The sequence below is a fragment of the Phenylobacterium sp. Root1290 genome, assembly GCF_001425305.1.
Lineage (GTDB): Bacteria > Pseudomonadota > Alphaproteobacteria > Caulobacterales > Caulobacteraceae > Phenylobacterium.
In genome coordinates this window covers 1,293,362-1,310,358 of the sequence record NZ_LMEE01000001.1, presented here as the reverse complement: position 1 = coordinate 1,310,358, position 16,997 = coordinate 1,293,362, and the positions used below count along the sequence as shown (strand labels likewise).

Below are 16,997 nucleotides of genomic sequence, written 5' to 3'. Positions count from 1 at the left end.
CGACCAGCGCGCCCGAAAGCGGCGATCGGCAGCCATCGGCAGGCGCTTCAAAAACCTGCCGATGGCGTCCAACAACCTGCCGAACCGTCAGGCCGAGGTGGTCAGCCCCTCGTAGGCGGCGGCTATCAGGGCCACGTCGCGGGGGTCGCCGACCAGGTCGGTCCCCATGCGGTTCATCGTGTAGGCCAGCGCCGCGCGACGGGCGGGATCGACGATGGCGAACGAGCCGCCCCACCCCGAATGGCCGAATGTCGCCGGCGCGGGGCCGTAGAGTCCGTCGGTGTTGAGCAGGAAGCCGGCGCCCCAGCGGGCGGGCACGCCGAGCACCTCGTCGACGCCGCTGATCCGCAGCTGCGTCGCCTGGGCCAGGGTCTGCGGCGACAGCAGCCGGCCGGCCGCGACCTCGCCGAACAGCCGGGCGAGCGAGCGGGCGTTGGAGAAGCCGTTGGCCGAGACCAGTTCGCAGGCGCGCCACGCCGCGGTGTTGGGCAGCAGCGGCTCGATGACCGGGTTGAGGTAGGCGGCCGCCTGCGAGGGGTTGAGGTCGGTGGTCATGTTCGAGGTCGCCAGCTCGGGCGGGGCGATCATCTCGGCGCGGCGGGCGTCTTGCGAGACGGGCAGGCCGAGGGTCAGGTCGAGGCCGAGCGGGGCCGACAGCTCGGCGGCGACGAAGTCCGTCAGGCTGCGGCCCTCGATGCGGCGGAAGAGGGCGCCGGCCAGCACCCCGATCGAGATGGCGTGGTAGCCGGAGCGCGAGCCGGGCGGCCACAGCGGCTCGCTCGCCGCCAGCCGGTCGGCGGCGGTCTCCAGGTCATAGAAGTCCTCGACCACGGCGGGGTCGCGGAAGCTGCACAGCCCGGCCTGGTGCGAGAGCAGCATGGCGATAGTGACGCCGTCCTTGCCGTGGGCGGCGAACTCCGGCCACCAGCGGGCGACCTTGTCGTCGTAGGCGCAGGCGCCGCGGTCGACCAGCATGGCGAAGCAGAGCGCCCCAACCGCCTTGGTCGTCGACCAGACGTTGACCACCGAGTCCGCGCGCCAGGGCCGCTGGCCCGCGGCGTCGAGGCTGCCGGCCCAGAGGTCGACGACCGCGCGGCCGTCGATCACCAGGGAGAGGGCCGCGCCGACGTCGCCGCGCTCGATGAAGTTGCGTTCGAACTCGCCGGCCAGGGCGGCGAAGGCGGGGTCGGCGGAGCCGTGAATCTGGATGCTCATTGGAATGCCTTGGAAACGGTGAGGCCGAAGGTGCGCGGGGCGCCGTAGACGCGGAAGCCGAAGCCGAGGGGCAGGTTGTTCACCCCCTGGGTGACGTACTGCTCGTCGGCGAGGTTCTTGCCCCAGACGGCCACTTCCCAGTCGCCGGGCAGGGCGACGCTGGCGCGGGCGTTCCACACCCAATAGGCGTCGGTGGTGATCAGCGGGTCGTTGAGCGCGTCCTTGAACATGTCGTCGGCGTAGCGGCCGTCGAACTGCAGGCGGCCCGTCGCGTCCTGGCCGAGATCGAAGCTGTAGGCGGCCGAGAGCGTGAAGCTGACCTCGGGCGCGTCGGGCATCCTGTTGCCCTTGGGCGTCAGGCCGGTCGAGGATTCGAAGGCGCCCAGCTCGGCGTGCAGCAGGCCCAGGCCGCCCACGAGGTCGAGGCCCGGCAGCGCCGCCGGCGACCACATGGCGTCGAGGTCCAGGCCGTAGATCGCCGCCTCGTCGACATTGCCCAGCCGCTGGATCGGCAGGCCGCCCGAGGTGTCGCGGATGAAGGTCTGCACGTCGGCGTAGTCGTAATAGAAGGCGCTGGCCGACCAGGAGAGGCCGAGGCTGGAAAGCCGCTGCTTCACGCCGACTTCGTAGTCGATGAGGGTCTCGGGCTCGTAGGGCTGGAGCTGGGCCGAGGTGGTGGCGACGCCGGAGAAGAAGCCGCCGCTCTTCACGCCCTGGCTGATCGAGCCGTAGACCAGGGTCATGGGGTTCGGCTTCCAGTTCAGCCCCAGCTTCCAGGACCAGTTGGTGTCGTCGATGGTGGTGTCGATGAAGGCCAGGGTGACTGGCCCGGCGCCGCAGGGCGTCATCGAAAGGAAGCTGGCCGGGCAGTTCGGGACCAGGTCCAGGTCGCCGCCGACATTGGCCTTTTCCTCCCAGGTGTAGCGTAGGCCGGCGACCAGGCTGAGGTCGGGCGCAAAGCGCCATTCGAGATTGCCGAAGGCGGCGGCCGACTTGGCGGTCTGGTCGGTGAAGGTCAGGAGTTTGGTGTTGAACAGGTCCTGCAGCGAGCCGTCATAGGTCATCTTCACGCGGTCGCGGGAGGCGAAGACCCCGACGATCCAGTCGCTCGCCTCGGTGGCGCCGGAGAGCCGCAGCTCCTGCGAGACCTGGCTGATCTTGTCGCGCTCGACGAAGTCGGTCTGGCGGAAGGGGCCGCCGTCGGTGTCGGCGCCCCACTGGCGCTTGAAGTCGACATAGCCCGTGACCGAGGTCAGGTCGGCCCAGCCGAGGTCGGCGGTGAGCCGCACGGTGGCCGCGCGCTGGTCGACGTCATAGGTCGGGTCGACCGACCAGGCGCCGGCGAAGGGGTCGCCGTCGGTGTCGGTATAGCCCTGGAAGTCCATGCAGGCCGGCGAGCCGGGGCAGACCAGTCCGGCCGAGGCGCCGGGCGGGGTCAGGGCGCCGAAGAACTCCGGGCCGCCGACTTCCGAGCGGCCCTTCTGGACCTCCAGCTTGACCAGGACCTCGACGTCCTCGCTGGCGGCCCACAGCGCCTGGGCGCGGGCCATTCCCACCTCGCGGCGACCGATGTCGCGGCCGATCAGGCGGTTGTCGAAGAAGCCCTCGTCCTGCTTCACCGCCTTGCCCGCGAAGCGCAGGGCCAGGGTGTCGGAGACCGGCAGGTTCACCATCCCCTCGATCTCGGCGGTCTGGTAATTGCCGTAGCCGGCGGCCAGGCGGCCCTGCACACCGCCGAAGCTGGGCTTGGCGGTGACGATGTTGATGGCCCCGGCGGTGGAGTTGCGGCCGTAGAGCGTGCCCTGCGGACCCTTCAACGCCTCCATCCGCTCCAGGTCGAAGAGGTCGAAGTTCATCAGGGCGAGCGAGCTCAGATAGACCTCGTCGACATAGACCCCGGCGCTGGGGTTGTTGGTCGCCGAGAAATCGTTGAGGCCGACGCCGCGGATGGTCACCACCGGCAGCACGCCGGGCATGTTTTCCTTGATGTCGACGTTGGGGGTGAAGGCGACGAGGTCGCTGACCTGGGCCACGCGGCGGTCGGCCAGCTCCTGGGCGCCGACGACGGCGACGTTAAGGCCGACGTCGAGGGTGTCCTGGGTGCGCTTCTGGGCGGTGACGGTCACCGCCTCGATCTCGACCGGCTCGGCCGCCTGGGCCGCGCCGGCGATGAACGCCAGGGCCGCGGCCCCGACCAGCAGGCGTGCGCGCATGTTGCTGGAATTCGTCAAAGTTCCCTCCCCGAGACAGCGGCGTCGCTCGTTGGCGCGCCATTTTTCGACACTCAAGTTTGCCGGAGTAACGACACGTCCAGAACTGGCCGTCAAGCAAACTTCGACACTTGCGTATGTCTGGTGTACGGATTGACGAACGGCGGCGGAGGCGCGACGAACGGCCGATGGCGGCGATTGGCAAGGAGACGGGGAGCGGCAAGCCGGCGCGCAAGCGCGCGGCCAAGCGCGACCTGTTGCTGGAAGAGGCGGCGCGCGAGATCAACGCCATGGGCGCCGGCGGCATCGTGATCAACGACGTGGCCGAGCGCGTCGGCCTGTCGCGCAACGCCCTCTACTACTATGTCGCCGACCGCACCGACCTGGTGTTCGGGGCCTACCAGCGGGCCTGCGAGGCGACCACCGACGACCTGGCCGCCGCCGCGGACGCCAGCGAGGACCCGCGCGAGCGGCTGGCCCGCTTCGTCGAGGCGCAGCTGGCCTTCGAGCGGCCGCCGCAGGCCGTGCTCAGCGACGTAGACTTCCTGCCGACGGCCCAGCGCAGCGTCATCGCCGAGCTGCAGGCGCGGAACGTGGCGATCCTGCGCCGATGGCTGGACGACGGGGCCGCGGCCGGGACCTTGCGGCCCTGCAACAGCGAGATCGCCGCCCAGGCCCTGGTCGGGATGATCGCCTGGGGCCGGCTGTCGGCGGGCTGGCTCGGCTATCGCGACGGGCGCGCGGCGCGGCGGCGGATCGCCCACGCCATCGTCGACCTGATGCTGAACGGCTTCGCCACGGCCCCCCGCGAGCGGCCGCTGTGCGGGCTGGACATCGAGGCGCTGACCGCACGCTCGTTCAACGCCTTCGACCGCCAGCAGACCAACGAAATCAAGATCGCCCAGCTGATCGCGGCGGCCTCGAAGCTGTTCAACCAGCGCGGCATCGACGGGGCCTCGCTGGACGACATCGGCGCCGAGGTCGGGGCGACGAAGGGCGCGATCTACCACTATTTCGACGACAAGGCCGACCTGGTCACCCGCTGCTACCGGCGCGCCTTCGAGCTTTACGACCTGATGATGGACACCGCCGTGGCCCAGGGGCGGGACGGGTTCGACAGGGCGTTGATCGCCCTGCACCTGAACGTCCAGGCGCAGGCGGGGCCGGCCTCGCCGCTGATGCTGCAGCCGGGGCGGCTGGCCCTGGCGCCCGCCGACCGCGCGGCGTTCGAGCGCGCCGGCCAGCGGCTGCGGATGACCTCCAACCGCAGCCTGCGCCAGGGGATCGCCGACGGCTCGGTGCGGCCCTGCGACAGCGTGTTCGTCGGTGAGGTGTCGGCCGGGATCTTCCTATGGCTGCCCAAGTGGCTGCCGGCCGACTATCCGCTTACGCCCCGCCAGATCGCCGAAGAGGTCTGCGACGTGGCGGCGTATGGGCTGGCGGTGCGGTAGGGGGCTGTGGGGCGGCTATTTGGTGGGGCTGGCAAGTTCGGCTCACGAGCGGCCAAAGCCCGCGTGTATTCCTGGGGGCAGACCCTCGCCCTTCAAATGGTTGCGCTTTCAAGAAAAGCGGCCAAGCCGCCGACGATCGAGAGGGACGCCCCGGGGCGTCCCTCTCTTTCTGGATTAGAACGTGCGGACGTAGGCGACGGTGACGCCGTTGGTGGGCACGTCCTTGATGGCGTAGTGCGTGTAGTCGAGGCGCACGCCGTTGGCCGCGTCGAACTTGTACTGAGCGCCGAGGCCGACCGCGAAGGCGCCGTCGTTGGTGTCTTCCGAAACGCCCGGGCCTTCGACCTTGGCGGCGAGGTGGCCGTAGCCGGCTCGACCGATCAGATCGAACTTCTCGCCCGCGGGAACGAAGACCACGCCATAGATGAACGCCGCGCTGTCGACCTTCACGTCGACGTCGGGATTGCTGTGGATGCGGTCGTCCTTGACGCCGAAGAACAGGTCGCCCTCGACGCCCAGCCACTGGTTGGCCTTCCAGCCGACGCGGCCGCCGACGGTGACGATGTTGGCGTCGTCCGCAGGCGCGTCGAACTTCATCGCCTGGCCGCCCGCATTGAGCGCGCCATAGACTTCAGCCGAGGCCGAGGTGGCGACGGCGAGCGCGGCGGCGGCCACGCCGAGATAAGCAAGTTTCATTTGGTTTCCCCCCAATCCCCGAGAACATTCGGGGCGGGGCGCGCTTAGGTTGATCGCTCGGATCGCGCAATACGTGCAGGGCGCGCTCGGCGCACGTCCCCGACGTACTGATGCACGGCGGCTACAGTTACGCTTGTTTCCCGCCTGATCCTCCCAATTCATGCGGAACGCCGTTACGCGACGACGTGTCCGAACGAGCTTTGGGCACCCTGCGATTAGCTCAGGCCGCCGCGGGCGCCAGGTCCAGCCGCGCCGCTGCCGCCGCCAGAGCGGCCATGGCGCCGGCGGCGATCCAGAGGGCGGTGGGGCCGAGCAGCCCAAAGGCCAGGGCGCCGAGGGCGGCGCCGGCGACGAGGCCGAGCCAGAGCAGCAGGTGCGGCGCCCAGCCGAAGCGGTTCTCGCCCAGCAGGGCGGCGGTGATCGCCTTGCCGAGCTTGACCAGGGCGCCGGTCATGTAGGTGAGGCCGAGGCGGACCTCGCCGTCCTGGGCGAAGACGGTGTTCTCGGCGCCCATGGCGAAGGCCAGCACCAGGATGGCGGCGGGCAGCGGCGCGAAGGCGGCCAGGATGGCGGCCAGGGCGAGCAGCACGGCGACGAAGGTCAGCACCGCCGGGCCGCGCCGGGGGCCGGCCCTGCGGCCGACCAGGGCCCCGGTCGAAACCCCGGCCACGAAGGCGGCGATCAGCGCCAGCGCCAGTCCGGCGTAGCTCGCGCCCTCGGCCATGCCGACGGCCAGGCGGGTGGAGTTGCCGCTCATGAAGGAGACGAAGAAGCCGCCGGTCAGCAGGAAGCCGATGGCGTCCACGAAGCCTGCGACCGCCGAGAGGCTGGCCGCCAGCAGTCGGACCTGGCCGTTAAGACGCTTCAGTTCGCCCCTCCCCGTTAGTCCCTATGCCTTGGTGTCGACCGAGCCGCCGGATTCGCCGTCGTTGGCGGCGTAGGGGTTGGCGTTCGGAGCGGCGTCGGCGGCGGGGGCTTCGGCGCCCGAGCCCTTGGCGGCGACGACGACCATGGCCGGGCGGATCAGGCGGCCGAGCAGTTCGTAGCCCGGCTGCAGCACCTGGATGACGCCGCCGGCGGACACGTCGGCGGAAGGTTGCTCCATCATCGCCTGGTGCTGGTGGGGATCGAACTTCTCGCCCTTGGGCGGGTCGATCTTCTTGAGGCCGTTGTTCTCGAAGGCCGAGATCAGCGACTTCTGGGTCATCTCCATGCCGACGACGAAGTTCTTCACCGCCGGATCGTCGACCGGGGCGGCCAGGGCGCGGTCGAGCGTGTCGGCGACGGCCAGCAGGTCGCGGCCGAACTTCTGGATGGCGAAGGCGCGGGCGTCGTTGGCCTCGCGCTCGGCCCGGCGCTTGGAATTTTCCGCATCGGCGGCGACGCGCAGCACCTGGTCCTTGAGGGCCTGGTTCTCGGCGCGCAGGGCGATCAGTTCATCGGCCGCGGCGTCCGCGATGTCGTTGAATTCTTCGGCCGGCGTTTGATCGTCGGACATCTTGTAATCCTCTACGAGTTCGTCACCTGGGACAGCACGCGGGCGGTATAGTCCACCAGCGGGATGACCCGGGCATAGTTTAGGCGGGCCGGACCGATCACGCCGATCGCGCCCAGCACCTTCTGACGGCCCGTCATATAGGGCGCGGCGATGACGGCGGAACCCGAAAGGGAAAAGAGTCGCGTTTCGGCGCCGATATAGATGCGCACGCCCTGGGCGTCGCGCACGTCGTCGAGCAAACCGATCAGCTGCTCTTTTTGTTCGAGGTCGTCGAACAGCATGCGCACGCGCTCGAGGTCGTCGAGGGTCTCGCGGTCGGCCAGCAGGTTGGCGTGGCCGCGGACGATCAGGGCGCGGGCCGCGCCCTCGCCGCCGCCCCAGGCGGCCATGCCGTCCTCGACCAGCCGCGCGGCGGTCTCGTTGAGCTGGCGGCGGGCGGCCTCCAGTTCGCTGCGGATCTCCAGGCCCGCCTCGCCCAGGGTGCGGCCGCGCAGGCGGGCGTTCATGAAGTTCGACGCCTCCTGCAGCGAGGACGGGGTGACGCCGGCGGCCAGCCGCATCAGCCGGTTCTCGACCACGCCGTCCTCGAAGACCATGACCGCCAGGGCCTGGTCGGCGGAGAGGGCGACGAACTCGACATGCTTGACCCCGGCGTCGCGCACCGGGGTGACGACGATGCCGGCCCCGCCGGCGAGGCCCGAAAGGATGGCGGAGGCCTCGCTCAGCGCTTCCTCGAAGTTGCGGCCCTTGGCCGAGAGGCGGGCCTCGATGTTGCGGCGGTCCTCCTCGGCCACATCGCCGACCTCGAGCAAGCCGTCGACGAACAGCCGCAGGCCGGCATGGGTCGGCACCCGCCCGGCGCTGACGTGAGGCGCGCCCAGCAGGCCCAGCTGGGTCAGGTCCTGCATGGTGTTGCGGATCGAGGCGGGGGACAGATGGACGCCGCCCTTGGAGAGCGTGCGCGAGCCGACCGGATCACCGGTCTCCAGATAGCTCTCGACCACCCGGCGAAAGATCTCGCGGGCGCGTTCGTCGAGTTCGCCGAGCGACGGCCCAGGGGAAAGCAGCGGGCTGGTCACGATGGGCGGCGGTGCTCGGTCAGGGCCATGGACGGAACCTCTCTCATCTAGGATAAGCCGCCCGACGCAAGACGCCAGACCCCTTAGCTTCCAGGACCACCCAATGCGCCCCTCCGACCGCACGCCCGACATGCTTCGCACCGTCACCCTGGAGACCGGGGTCAACCGCTATGCCGAGGGCTCGTGCCTGGTCAGCTTCGGCCACACCAAGGTGCTGGTCACCGCCAGCGTCGAGGAGCGGGTGCCCGGCTTCATGCGCGGCCGCGGCGTGGGCTGGGTGACGGCCGAGTACGGCATGCTGCCGCGCGCGACCCACACCCGCGGCCGCCGCGAGGCCTCGGAAGGCAAGCAGTCGGGCCGCACCCAGGAGATCCAGCGGCTGATCGGCCGCTCTATGCGCGCGGTGGTCGACCCGGTCGCGCTGGGCGAGCGCCAGATCTCCATCGACTGCGACGTGATCCAGGCCGACGGCGGCACCCGCACCGCGGCGATCACCGGCGCGTGGGTCGCGCTGCGCATGGCCACCCAGTACCTGCTGGACGAGGGCGTGATCACCAAGGACCCGATCGTCGACCAGGTCGCGGCGATCTCGTGCGGCGTCTACAAGAACACGCCGGTGCTGGACCTGGAGTACGAAGAGGACTCCAACGCCGAGGCCGACGCCAACTTCGTGCTGACCGGCAAGGGCGACATCGTCGAGATCCAGGCGACCGGCGAGAAGCGCGGCTTTACCCAGGACGAGTTCGAGGCGCTGTTCAGCCTGGCCCGCAAGGGCATCGGCGAGCTGTGCGAGGCCCAGCGCGCGGCCACCGCGAAGTAGGGGCGACCCCCAAAACAAAAGACCCCGCCCCGGGGAGGGCGGGGCGGGGTCTCGTTGACTAGACGGGCGGCTGGGGGGAGGAGGGCGCCGCTTGTCGCCTAGAGGCCGTTCAGCAGATAGCGGAACGACGATGCCGGCATGCGCGCGAGTTCGCGGGCGAAGGGGCCCAGCATCCAGTCGATGACGCGTTCGAAAGCATTAGCCATGCCCATCTCCTTTTTGTGCGACGCAGCAATTGTTGCGGTGCACATAAGGCGGTCCTTGCAACTACGCAAGAGGGTTGGGGTGGCTTTTTGCGCTAACGGGGTTCATTGAGGGTATGTTTGATCTCCGGCGTCTTACCGGTCTTTGCCGCTTGCGGGTCCGGGTCTAGTCTTTCCCCGGACGAAGGGAAGAAAGCCATGAGTGACGCTGTCGGCCCTGGCGATCTGGTTTTGTGCGTCAACGCCGCCCCGAACCATGTGACGGGAAGGCCGGTCCCGCTCCAGGCCGGGGAGACCTACCGGGTCATCGGGGTCATGGAGTTCGCCTGCCCCTGCGGTCGTTCGGACGCCTTGCTCGATGTCGGCATCGACTATGCGTGGTGCCAGACGCGCTTCCGGCTGCTGCCAAAGCCCAAGGCCCAGGCCAAGGCGCGCCGCGTCTCGGCCCCCAGGGAGACGGAGCGGGTGCGCTGAACGGCTGACGCCCGCCATCCCCTCTGGACTTCGCGGCGGCGGGCTTGCTTAGAAGCGCCAGCTTAAACGCGAGACCAGACATGAGCCGCTTCTGGAGCGACCTGACCCACCAGCTGAAGCCCTATGTGCCGGGCGAGCAGCCGCGCATGGCGGACCTGGTCAAGCTGAACACCAACGAGAGCCCGACCGGACCTTCGCCGAAGGCGATGGCGGCGGTGGCGGCCGAGGCGGCCGACAGCTTGCGGCTCTATCCGGATCCCGAGGCGCGGGCGCTGCGCGAGACCCTGGCGCGCTATCACGGCGTGACGCCCGAGCAGGTGTTCGTCGGCAACGGGTCGGACGAGGTGCTGGCCCACGCCTTCGCCGCGCTGCTGAAGCGGCAGGCGCCGCTGCTGTTCCCCGACATCACCTACAGCTTCTATCCGGTCTATTGCGGGCTGTTCGGCATTAGCTACGAGACCGTGCCGCTGGACGCGGCGATGGCGGTGCGGGTCGAGGACTATCGCCGCGCGGCCGGGGCGATCATCCTGCCCAACCCTAACGCCCCGACCGGGGTGGCCCTGAGCCGCGCGCAGATCAAGCAGTTGCTGGACGAGCATCCCGACGTGCCGGTGGTGATCGACGAGGCCTATGTCGACTTCGGCGCGGAGACCGCGATCCCGCTGGTGGCGCAGCATCCGAACCTGCTGGTCGTGCAGACCATGTCGAAGTCGCGGGCGCTGGCCGGCCTGCGGGTCGGCTACGCGATCGGCGACGCGGCGCTGATCGAGGGGCTGGTGCGGGTGAAGGACAGCTTCAACTCCTACCCGCTGGGCCGGCCCGCCCAGGCCGGGGCGATCGCCTCGGTCGAGGACGAAGCGTTCTTCCAGGCGGCCTGCGCGGCGGTGATCGAGGAGCGCGGCCGGCTGACGGCGGGGCTGGAGGCGCTGGGCTTTGCAGTTCTGCCGTCGAGCGCCAACTTCGTCTTCGCCCGTCACGGATCGCGCGGCGGGGCGGAGCTGGCCGCCGCGCTGCGCGCGCAGGCGGTCATCGTGCGCCACTTCGGCGCGGCGCGGACGGCCGACTACCTGCGCATCACGGTCGGGACGCCGGCCCAGACCGACCGGCTGTTGGCGGCGCTGAAGGATATCCTGGGTTAGGCCGGGACGGCTTCGCCCTTCAGGAAGGCGGCTAGGTCGCCGCCGGTGAAGTGCAGGGCGCGGACGCCCGCGCGGGCCGCGGCTTCGAGGTCGGAATCCTTGTCGCCGACCATCACCGAGCGCGAGAGGTCGACCGGCCATTCGGAGATCGCGCGCAGCAGCATGCCGGGGTTCGGCTTGCGGTCCGGCGGATCGGGGTGACGGTAGACGTCGACCTGGGCGTCGGGGTGCTGGGGGCAGTAATAGTAGGCGTCGATGTGGGCGCCGATCTCGGCCAGGCTCTCGCTCATCTTGGCGTGCAGGGCGATGACGTCGTCCTCGGCGTAGTAGCCGCGGCCGACCCCCGACTGGTTGGTCACCACGAACACCCACCAGCCGGCCCGGTTGAAGGCGGCGACGGCCTCGCGGGCGCCTGGGATCCAGTGGAAGTCCTCCCAGCGGTGCACGTAGCCGGGATCCTCGTTCAGGACTCCGTCACGGTCGAGGAAAAGCGCGGGGCGGGGCGGGCTGTTTGGCGTACTCATCTCGAACCGACTGACTGCTTCGCCATCGTATAGCCAAAGAGGTGGGGCCCTGCGCGTGGTTTCGCCATGGCCGCGCAGCGGTCTATGGTCGGCGCCTGTTTTTGATCCGAGGTCGCATTGGCTGAGCCAGTCCTTTCCATCGACGATCTGAAGATCGACTTCAAAACCCATGACGGCGTGGTCAGCGCCGTGCGCGGAGTCAGCTTGAGCGTCGCGCGCGGCGAGGTGCTGGGCGTGGTCGGCGAGAGCGGATCGGGCAAGAGCCAGACCTTCATGGCGGCCATGGGCCTGCTGGCCGCCAACGGCAAGGCGAGCGGCTCCATCCGCTTCAAGGGCCAGGAGCTGCTGGGCCTGAAGCCGCGGGCGCTGAACAAGATCCGCGGTTCGAAGATGACCATGATCTTCCAGGACCCGCTGACGGCGCTGACGCCGCATGTGCGGATCGGCGAGCAGATCGCCGAGCCGTTGCGGCTGCACCTGGGCATGAGCGACAAGGCGGCCCGTATCCAGGCGCGCCAGTGGCTGAAGCACGTGCGCATCCCCGAAGCCGAGCGGCGGATGGAGCAGTATCCGCACGAGCTGTCGGGCGGCATGCGCCAGCGGGTGATGATCGCCGCGGCGATGGCCTGCTCGCCGCAACTGCTGATCGCCGACGAGCCGACGACGGCGCTGGACGTGACGGTGCAGGCCGAGATCCTGGACCTGATGGCCGAGCTGGGCCGTGAGACCGGGACGGCGATGGTGCTGATCACCCACGACATGGGCGTGATCGCGCGGCTGGCCGACCGCGTCTGCGTGATGAAGAACGGCGCCTATGTCGAGGAGGGCGAGGCCAAGGCTCTCTTCGCGGCGCCCAAGGATCCCTACACCCAGGCGCTGCTGGCTGCGATCCCGCGGCTGGACCGCGACGACCGCGGCGGGCGGCCGACCCTGGACCCGGTGGCGCCGGACGCGCCGGTGGTGGTCGAGGGCAAGGACATCAAGGTCCACTTCCCGGTGCACCAGGGCATGTTCGGGGCCAAGGCCTCGCTGCGCGCCGTGGACGGCGTCTCGTTCCAGGTGCGGCAGGGCGAGACCCTGGGCGTGGTCGGCGAGAGCGGCTGCGGCAAGTCCACCCTGTCGCGGGCGGTGCTGAACCTGATCCCGCCGACCGACGGGGCGGTGACGGTGCTGGGCCGCGACATCACCCACGCCGACCGCGAGTCGATGCGCGCCGCGCGCCGCGACCTTCAGATCGTCTTCCAGGATCCGCTGGCCAGCCTCGATCCGCGCATGACCATCGGCGATTCCATCGCCGAGCCGCTGCGGGTGTTCCGCCCTGACCTGAAGGGCGCGGCGCGCGAGACCCAGGTGCGGGCGATGATGGAGCGGGCGGGGCTGTCGACAGCGCTGATCAACCGCTATCCGCACGAGCTGTCGGGCGGCCAGAACCAGCGGGTCGGCATCGCACGGGCGATGATTCTGGAACCGAAGCTGGTGATCTGCGACGAGGCGGTCTCGGCGCTGGACGTCTCGATCCGTGCACAGATCATCGACCTGCTGATCGAGCTGCAGAAGCAGATGGGCATGGCGATGATCTTCATCAGCCACGACCTGGCGGTGGTGCGCGAGATCAGCCACCGGGTGATGGTGCTGTACCTGGGCCGGGTGATGGAGGAGGCGAGCCGCGAGCAGCTCTACGCCGATCCGCAGCACCCCTACACCAAGGCGCTGCTGTCGGCCGCGCCGATCCCCGATCCGGTGCGCGAGCGCAGCCGCCAGCGCGTCAAGCTGACCGGCGAGCCGCCGTCGCCGATGGATCCGCGCAGCGCGCTGCGTTTCCTGCCGTCGAAACTGAGCGTCGATCCCAATGCGCCGATCTACTCGCCGCAGCTGAAGGAAGTCGCGCCCGGCCACCTGGTCAGCGAGTACGATCCGGCATGAGCGGCATACGGTGTCATCCCGGCTGCAGCGAAGCGGAAGGCCGGGATCCATTCGCGCCGAAAGTGACGCCCCTGGCTGGGTCGGCGCCTCAGTTCCGGCCATCTGGTGTTCATGGGTCCCGGTCTTCGGCCTGCGGCCGAAACCGGGATGACGCCCATAGGATGACGATCGCGACGGACCTCTGAACATGACGACCAAGATCATTCCCGTCCTGATGTCGGGCGGCGCCGGCACGCGCCTGTGGCCGCTGTCGCGGTCGGAGCGCCCCAAGCAGTTCCACCGGCTGGGCGGCGAGCACAGCCTGATCCAGGACACCGCGCTGCGGCTGACGGGGGAAGGCTTCGCCGCGCCGGTGGTGGTCTGCGCGGCGGCGCACGCCGACCTTGCGCGCGCGCAACTGCAGGAGGTCGGGATCACGCCCCAGGCGCTGATCACCGAGCCGGCGCCGCGCAACACCGCGCCGGCCTCGGTGGCGGCGGCGGCCTATGGGGCGCAGATCGACCCCGACGCGCTGATGGTGCTGATGCACGCCGACAATCTGGTGGCCGACGTGGCGGCGCTGCATGCCGCGATCGAGGCCGGGCGCGCGGCGGCGCAGGCCGGCGAGATCGTGCTGCTGGGCCTGACGCCCACCGGCCCCTCGACGCTCTATGGCTATATCCAGGCCAAGGGCGAGGGCGCGGTGCGCAAGGTCGCGCGGTTCGTCGAGAAGCCCGACCTGGCGACGGCGCAGACGTTCGTGGCCGACCCGAACTTCACCTGGAACGGGGGCATGTTCCTGTTCAAGGCCGGGGCGTTCCTGGACGAGGCGCGGCGTCTGGCGCCCGAGGTGACGACGGCGGCGCAGGCGGCGGTGGACGCGGCGGCGCGGACCGGCGACGTGGTGGCGTTGTCGCCGGCGTTCCTGACGGCGCCGAGCATCGCCATCGACGTGGCGGTGATGGAGAAGACCGGCAAGGCCAGCGTCGTCGAGGCCGACATCGGCTGGGCGGACGTCGGCAACTGGGGCGCGCTGTGGGAGCTGTCGGAGAAGACCGCTTCGGGCGATGCGCTGGAAGGCGAAGTCGTGGCGGTGGAGACCAGGGACTGCCTGGCGCGCACCGACGGACCGGTGGTGGTGCTGGCCGGGGTCGAGGACCTGGTGGTGGTGGTCGAGAACGGAGTGGTGCTGGTCACCCGCCGTGACGCCCCCGCCGCGGTGCGGGCCGGGGTCGAGGCGCTGAAGGCAAAAGGCCTGGGCGAGCTGCTTTAGTCGCCTGGACCGCGCCAGCCAGGGTTGTGGCAACCTCCGGGAAAGACTTGGTCGGTATGGTGCGCGCGACTTCGGCGCTCATTGCGCTCCCAGGATCGCGCCCGTGGAAATCGACATCGTTCGCCCCCAGGATCTGAGGCCGGCCAGCATCGAGCGCTGGGCGCAGCTGCAGACCGGCGCGCTGGATTCTCCGTTCCTGTCGCCGCACTGGGTGCGCGCCGTGGACTATGCGCAACGGCATGGCCGACGCGCGGTCCAGGTGGCGGTGCTGAAGGAGGATGGCCGCGAGGTCGGATTCTTCCCGGCTCGGGTCGGCGCCTATACCGCCATGCCGGTCGGGGCGCCGATGTGCGACTATCAAGCCCTGGTCGCCGAACCCGGCGTGCAACTGGACGCCAAGACGCTGGTCCAGGCGCTGGGCGTGCACCGGCTCGACTTCACCCACATGCTGGAAGGCCAGGCGACGTTCGCGGGCCACGCCCGCGGCCAGGTGCTGTCGCACGTAATCGACGTGAAGGGCGGCTACGCCGCCTATGAGGCCGAGCGCAAGGCGGCCGGGAAATCGATCCTCAAGGATAGCGACAAGAAGCGACGCAAGGTCGAGCGCGAGGTCGGCGAGGCGACCTTTGGAGCCTTCTCGCGCTCAAGCACCGACTTCGAGCGGTTGCTGGCCTGGAAGAGCGCCCAGTATCGCGCGACCGGCCAGACCGACATCTTCCAGACCGAATGGACGCTGGCGCTGCTGCGCGACCTGTTCGAGAGCCGCGACCCCGATTTCGGCGCCGTGCTGTTCACCCTGCACTTCGGCGACCGGCTGGCGGCGGTGCATCTGCACCTGCGCGGGCGGCGGACGATCCATGGCTGGCTGATCGCGCACGACCCGGAGTTCGAGCGATACTCGCCGGGGATCCTGCTGTTCCAGGACATCCTGCGCTGGATGGACGACATGCCCTACAATCGCCTGGACCTGGGCGCGGGCGACTATCGGTTCAAGCGCGAACTGGCCAATGAAGGGCTGTGGGTCAGCGACGGCTTCGTGGGCCTGCCCTCGCCGGCGGCCTTCGCGCGGCGGGCGGCCTATGGCGTGCGGCGGGCGGCGGAATCGCTGCCGCTGGGCCGGGCCTCGGAGCTGCCGGGCAAGGCCATGCGCCGGATGGACGTCTGGCGCGGGCTGAGCTGAGCGCGCTTTACAGCGCCACGCCCCCGTCCAATGCTCCGGCGATCAGAAGGAGCACACGGCATGACCCCCAACTCGACTGGACTGCGCCTGACCTTGGCCGCGACCGCAGCTCTTGTCCTGGCCGGCTGCGGCCAGCCCGCCGAGACGCCGCCGGCCAAGCCGGCTGAGGCGCCTGTCGCGGCCGCGCCCGCGCCCGTCGCGGCGCCGGCGCTGGACAAGGCCGCGCTGCAGGGCCTGCTGACGCCTGACGAAACGCTGGAGGTCGTGAGCCTCGACGCCGCCGGCGCGGCCAGCGTCAGCGGCGAGGTGAAGGGCTACAAGGCGCCGGTCTACGCCGTGCCGGTGGCGATGGGGCAGACGCTGAGCGTCGCCTTCGAACCCTCGAACAGCAATCTCTATTTCAATGTCGTCGACGCCGCCGACACCAGCGGCGCGGCCGTGCATCGCGGCGAGGTGGACGGGGCGAGCGCCAGCATCACGACGTCGAAGGCCGGGGTCTATCTGATCAAGCCGTTCCAGCCGCGCGCCACCGCCCGCCGTGGCGAAGCCGGAACGTTCAAGCTGACTCTGGCGGTGCAGTAGGCGCCAGCAGGTCGGCCAGATTGCGGCGCAGTTCGTCGGTTTCCGGGCCGGGCTTGAACGCCGGAATGGTCAGGAAGTCCTCCAGCTGCTCGCGACTGAAATCGGTCAGCTGGCCGCGTTCGCCCTGGGCGATGGCGGCCACGAGCAAGGGGCCGCGCAGGAAGATCGGGTCGACCACCTTCAGCCGGCCCTGCGCATCGGCCATCAGGTTGCCCGGCCGGATATCGGAGCCGCCCCAAAGCTTGAAGCGTTGGGCGCCCTGGGCGATCAAGGCTCTGATCCGCTCGCGCAGCAGCTCGAGGTCGGCGTCGGCCTGGTCGAAGCCATCGACATGCGGAATGTCGTAGCCGCTGTCGTTGCCGATCCCCAGCGCCGCGCAGAAGGCCTGCGCCTGGGCCTCCGGCGCCGGATAGAGGCGCTCCATGAGCGTGACATAGCCGTCCCGCCGCAATGGCAAGATCGCCTCGACGCGCGGCAGCCACCGGTTCGCCGGCCCCTCCAGGCAGGCCTGCGCATGCAGCCGATAGGCCGGGTCGAAGGGCGTCACGCGGGCGGCGAGGCGGTCGTGCGGATCGGCCAGCGCCCAGGACCAGTCGCCGGTCCCGACCTCGCGCCAGCCGGCGGCGACCAGCAGGGCGCGGGCCTGTTCGGCGGAGGCGCCCGGAGGGATGTGCGGCATCTCGGTCATATCGTCATGCATAGCTCGCCATTCGGGCCGGCTCCATTGCGGTAAGGGGTTCGCGCCGTTAGA

At 69.9% G+C, this 16,997-nt stretch carries 16 protein-coding genes; 8 read left to right on the top strand and 8 right to left on the bottom strand.

Annotation, left to right across the window (positions count from 1 at the left end):
• Positions 1-87: 87 nt before the first annotated feature.
• Positions 88-1,215, bottom strand: a complete 1,128-nt coding sequence (locus ASC79_RS06380) for a serine hydrolase domain-containing protein (protein WP_056024541.1) — start codon at positions 1,213-1,215, stop codon at positions 88-90.
• Positions 1,212-3,446: a TonB-dependent receptor gene (locus ASC79_RS06375; protein ID WP_200937081.1), complete on the bottom strand. Its 2,235-nt coding sequence runs from the start codon at positions 3,444-3,446 to the stop codon at positions 1,212-1,214. Before ASC79_RS06375 ends, ASC79_RS06380 begins: the two co-directional genes overlap by 4 nt.
• 167 nt (positions 3,447-3,613) lie before the next feature.
• On the opposite strand from ASC79_RS06375, the gene ASC79_RS06370 reads away from it, so the two are divergent.
• Positions 3,614-4,876: a TetR/AcrR family transcriptional regulator gene (locus ASC79_RS06370; RefSeq protein ID WP_056024547.1), complete on the top strand. Its 1,263-nt coding sequence runs from the start codon at positions 3,614-3,616 to the stop codon at positions 4,874-4,876.
• A gap of 174 nt (positions 4,877-5,050) precedes the next feature.
• On the opposite strand, the gene ASC79_RS06365 is transcribed toward ASC79_RS06370, so the two are convergent.
• From ASC79_RS06365 to hrcA, 4 genes are all read right to left on the bottom strand, one after another.
• On the bottom strand, positions 5,051-5,572 hold the full coding sequence (locus ASC79_RS06365; RefSeq protein ID WP_056024550.1) for a porin family protein: 522 nt from the start codon (positions 5,570-5,572) through the stop codon (positions 5,051-5,053).
• A 220-nt stretch (positions 5,573-5,792) separates the two neighbouring features.
• Positions 5,793-6,410, bottom strand: coding sequence for a YoaK family protein (locus ASC79_RS06360; RefSeq protein ID WP_369817454.1), 618 nt, complete (start codon positions 6,408-6,410; stop codon positions 5,793-5,795).
• 51 nt (positions 6,411-6,461) lie between these two features.
• Positions 6,462-7,070 carry a nucleotide exchange factor GrpE gene (grpE, locus tag ASC79_RS06355; RefSeq protein ID WP_056024559.1) on the bottom strand — a complete coding sequence of 203 codons (609 nt, stop codon included), beginning with the start codon at positions 7,068-7,070 and terminating at the stop codon, positions 6,462-6,464.
• 11 nt (positions 7,071-7,081) lie between these two features.
• Positions 7,082-8,152, bottom strand: coding sequence for a heat-inducible transcriptional repressor HrcA (gene hrcA / locus ASC79_RS06350; protein ID WP_056025143.1), 1,071 nt, complete (start codon positions 8,150-8,152; stop codon positions 7,082-7,084).
• A gap of 100 nt (positions 8,153-8,252) precedes the next feature.
• Between hrcA and rph the strand changes: the two genes are divergently transcribed.
• From rph to hisC, 3 genes are all read left to right on the top strand, one after another.
• Positions 8,253-8,969, top strand: coding sequence for a ribonuclease PH (gene rph / locus ASC79_RS06345; RefSeq protein WP_056024562.1), 717 nt, complete (start codon positions 8,253-8,255; stop codon positions 8,967-8,969).
• Between the two features lie 401 nt (positions 8,970-9,370).
• Positions 9,371-9,646, top strand: a complete 276-nt coding sequence (locus ASC79_RS06340; protein ID WP_056024565.1) for a hypothetical protein — start codon at positions 9,371-9,373, stop codon at positions 9,644-9,646.
• An 80-nt stretch (positions 9,647-9,726) separates the two neighbouring features.
• Positions 9,727-10,785, top strand: coding sequence for a histidinol-phosphate transaminase (hisC, locus tag ASC79_RS06335; RefSeq protein ID WP_056024568.1), 1,059 nt, complete (start codon positions 9,727-9,729; stop codon positions 10,783-10,785).
• On the opposite strand, the gene ASC79_RS06330 is transcribed toward hisC, so the two are convergent.
• Positions 10,782-11,309, bottom strand: coding sequence for an HAD-IIIA family hydrolase (locus ASC79_RS06330; RefSeq protein ID WP_056024571.1), 528 nt, complete (start codon positions 11,307-11,309; stop codon positions 10,782-10,784). The genes hisC and ASC79_RS06330 overlap by 4 nt on opposite strands.
• A 117-nt stretch (positions 11,310-11,426) precedes the next feature.
• On the opposite strand from ASC79_RS06330, the gene ASC79_RS06325 reads away from it, so the two are divergent.
• The 4 genes from ASC79_RS06325 (at position 11,427) to ASC79_RS06310 (ending at position 16,246) form a co-directional block, all read left to right on the top strand.
• Positions 11,427-13,232 (top strand): dipeptide ABC transporter ATP-binding protein, encoded by a 1,806-nt coding sequence (locus ASC79_RS06325; RefSeq protein ID WP_056024574.1) that lies wholly within the window; start codon positions 11,427-11,429, stop codon positions 13,230-13,232.
• A gap of 187 nt (positions 13,233-13,419) precedes the next feature.
• On the top strand, positions 13,420-14,484 hold the full coding sequence (locus ASC79_RS06320) for a mannose-1-phosphate guanylyltransferase (RefSeq protein WP_056024576.1): 1,065 nt from the start codon (positions 13,420-13,422) through the stop codon (positions 14,482-14,484).
• A 103-nt stretch (positions 14,485-14,587) separates the two neighbouring features.
• A complete protein-coding gene (locus ASC79_RS06315; protein WP_056024579.1) occupies positions 14,588-15,664 on the top strand; it encodes a GNAT family N-acetyltransferase in 1,077 nt (358 codons plus the stop codon).
• A 60-nt stretch (positions 15,665-15,724) separates the two neighbouring features.
• The gene (locus ASC79_RS06310; RefSeq protein WP_056024582.1) at positions 15,725-16,246 is read left to right on the top strand and encodes a hypothetical protein; all 522 of its coding nucleotides are present in this window, start codon (positions 15,725-15,727) and stop codon (positions 16,244-16,246) included.
• Here ASC79_RS06310 and ASC79_RS06305 read toward each other — a convergent pair.
• Complete coding sequence (locus tag ASC79_RS06305; protein WP_056024585.1) at positions 16,221-16,946, bottom strand: hypothetical protein; 726 nt, start codon at positions 16,944-16,946, stop codon at positions 16,221-16,223. The genes ASC79_RS06310 and ASC79_RS06305 overlap by 26 nt on opposite strands.
• Between the last annotated feature and the right edge of the window lie 51 nt (positions 16,947-16,997).

Excerpts from the sequence above, each read along its gene's own strand:
- grpE (WP_056024559.1), bottom strand. The coding sequence starts at position 7,070 with ATGTCCGACGATCAAACGCCGGCCGAAGAATTCAACGACATCGCGGAC.
- ASC79_RS06380 (WP_056024541.1), bottom strand. The coding sequence starts at position 1,215 with ATGAGCATCCAGATTCACGGCTCCGCCGACCCCGCCTTCGCCGCCCTG.
- ASC79_RS06370 (WP_056024547.1), top strand. The coding sequence starts at position 3,614 with ATGGCGGCGATTGGCAAGGAGACGGGGAGCGGCAAGCCGGCGCGCAAG.
- ASC79_RS06310 (WP_056024582.1), top strand. The coding sequence starts at position 15,725 with ATGACCCCCAACTCGACTGGACTGCGCCTGACCTTGGCCGCGACCGCA.
- hisC (WP_056024568.1), top strand. The coding sequence starts at position 9,727 with ATGAGCCGCTTCTGGAGCGACCTGACCCACCAGCTGAAGCCCTATGTG.
- ASC79_RS06305 (WP_056024585.1), bottom strand. The coding sequence starts at position 16,946 with ATGCATGACGATATGACCGAGATGCCGCACATCCCTCCGGGCGCCTCC.
- rph (WP_056024562.1), top strand. The coding sequence starts at position 8,253 with ATGCGCCCCTCCGACCGCACGCCCGACATGCTTCGCACCGTCACCCTG.
- ASC79_RS06365 (WP_056024550.1), bottom strand. The coding sequence starts at position 5,572 with ATGAAACTTGCTTATCTCGGCGTGGCCGCCGCCGCGCTCGCCGTCGCC.
- ASC79_RS06330 (WP_056024571.1), bottom strand. The coding sequence starts at position 11,309 with ATGAGTACGCCAAACAGCCCGCCCCGCCCCGCGCTTTTCCTCGACCGT.
- ASC79_RS06320 (WP_056024576.1), top strand. The coding sequence starts at position 13,420 with ATGACGACCAAGATCATTCCCGTCCTGATGTCGGGCGGCGCCGGCACG.
- ASC79_RS06340 (WP_056024565.1), top strand. The coding sequence starts at position 9,371 with ATGAGTGACGCTGTCGGCCCTGGCGATCTGGTTTTGTGCGTCAACGCC.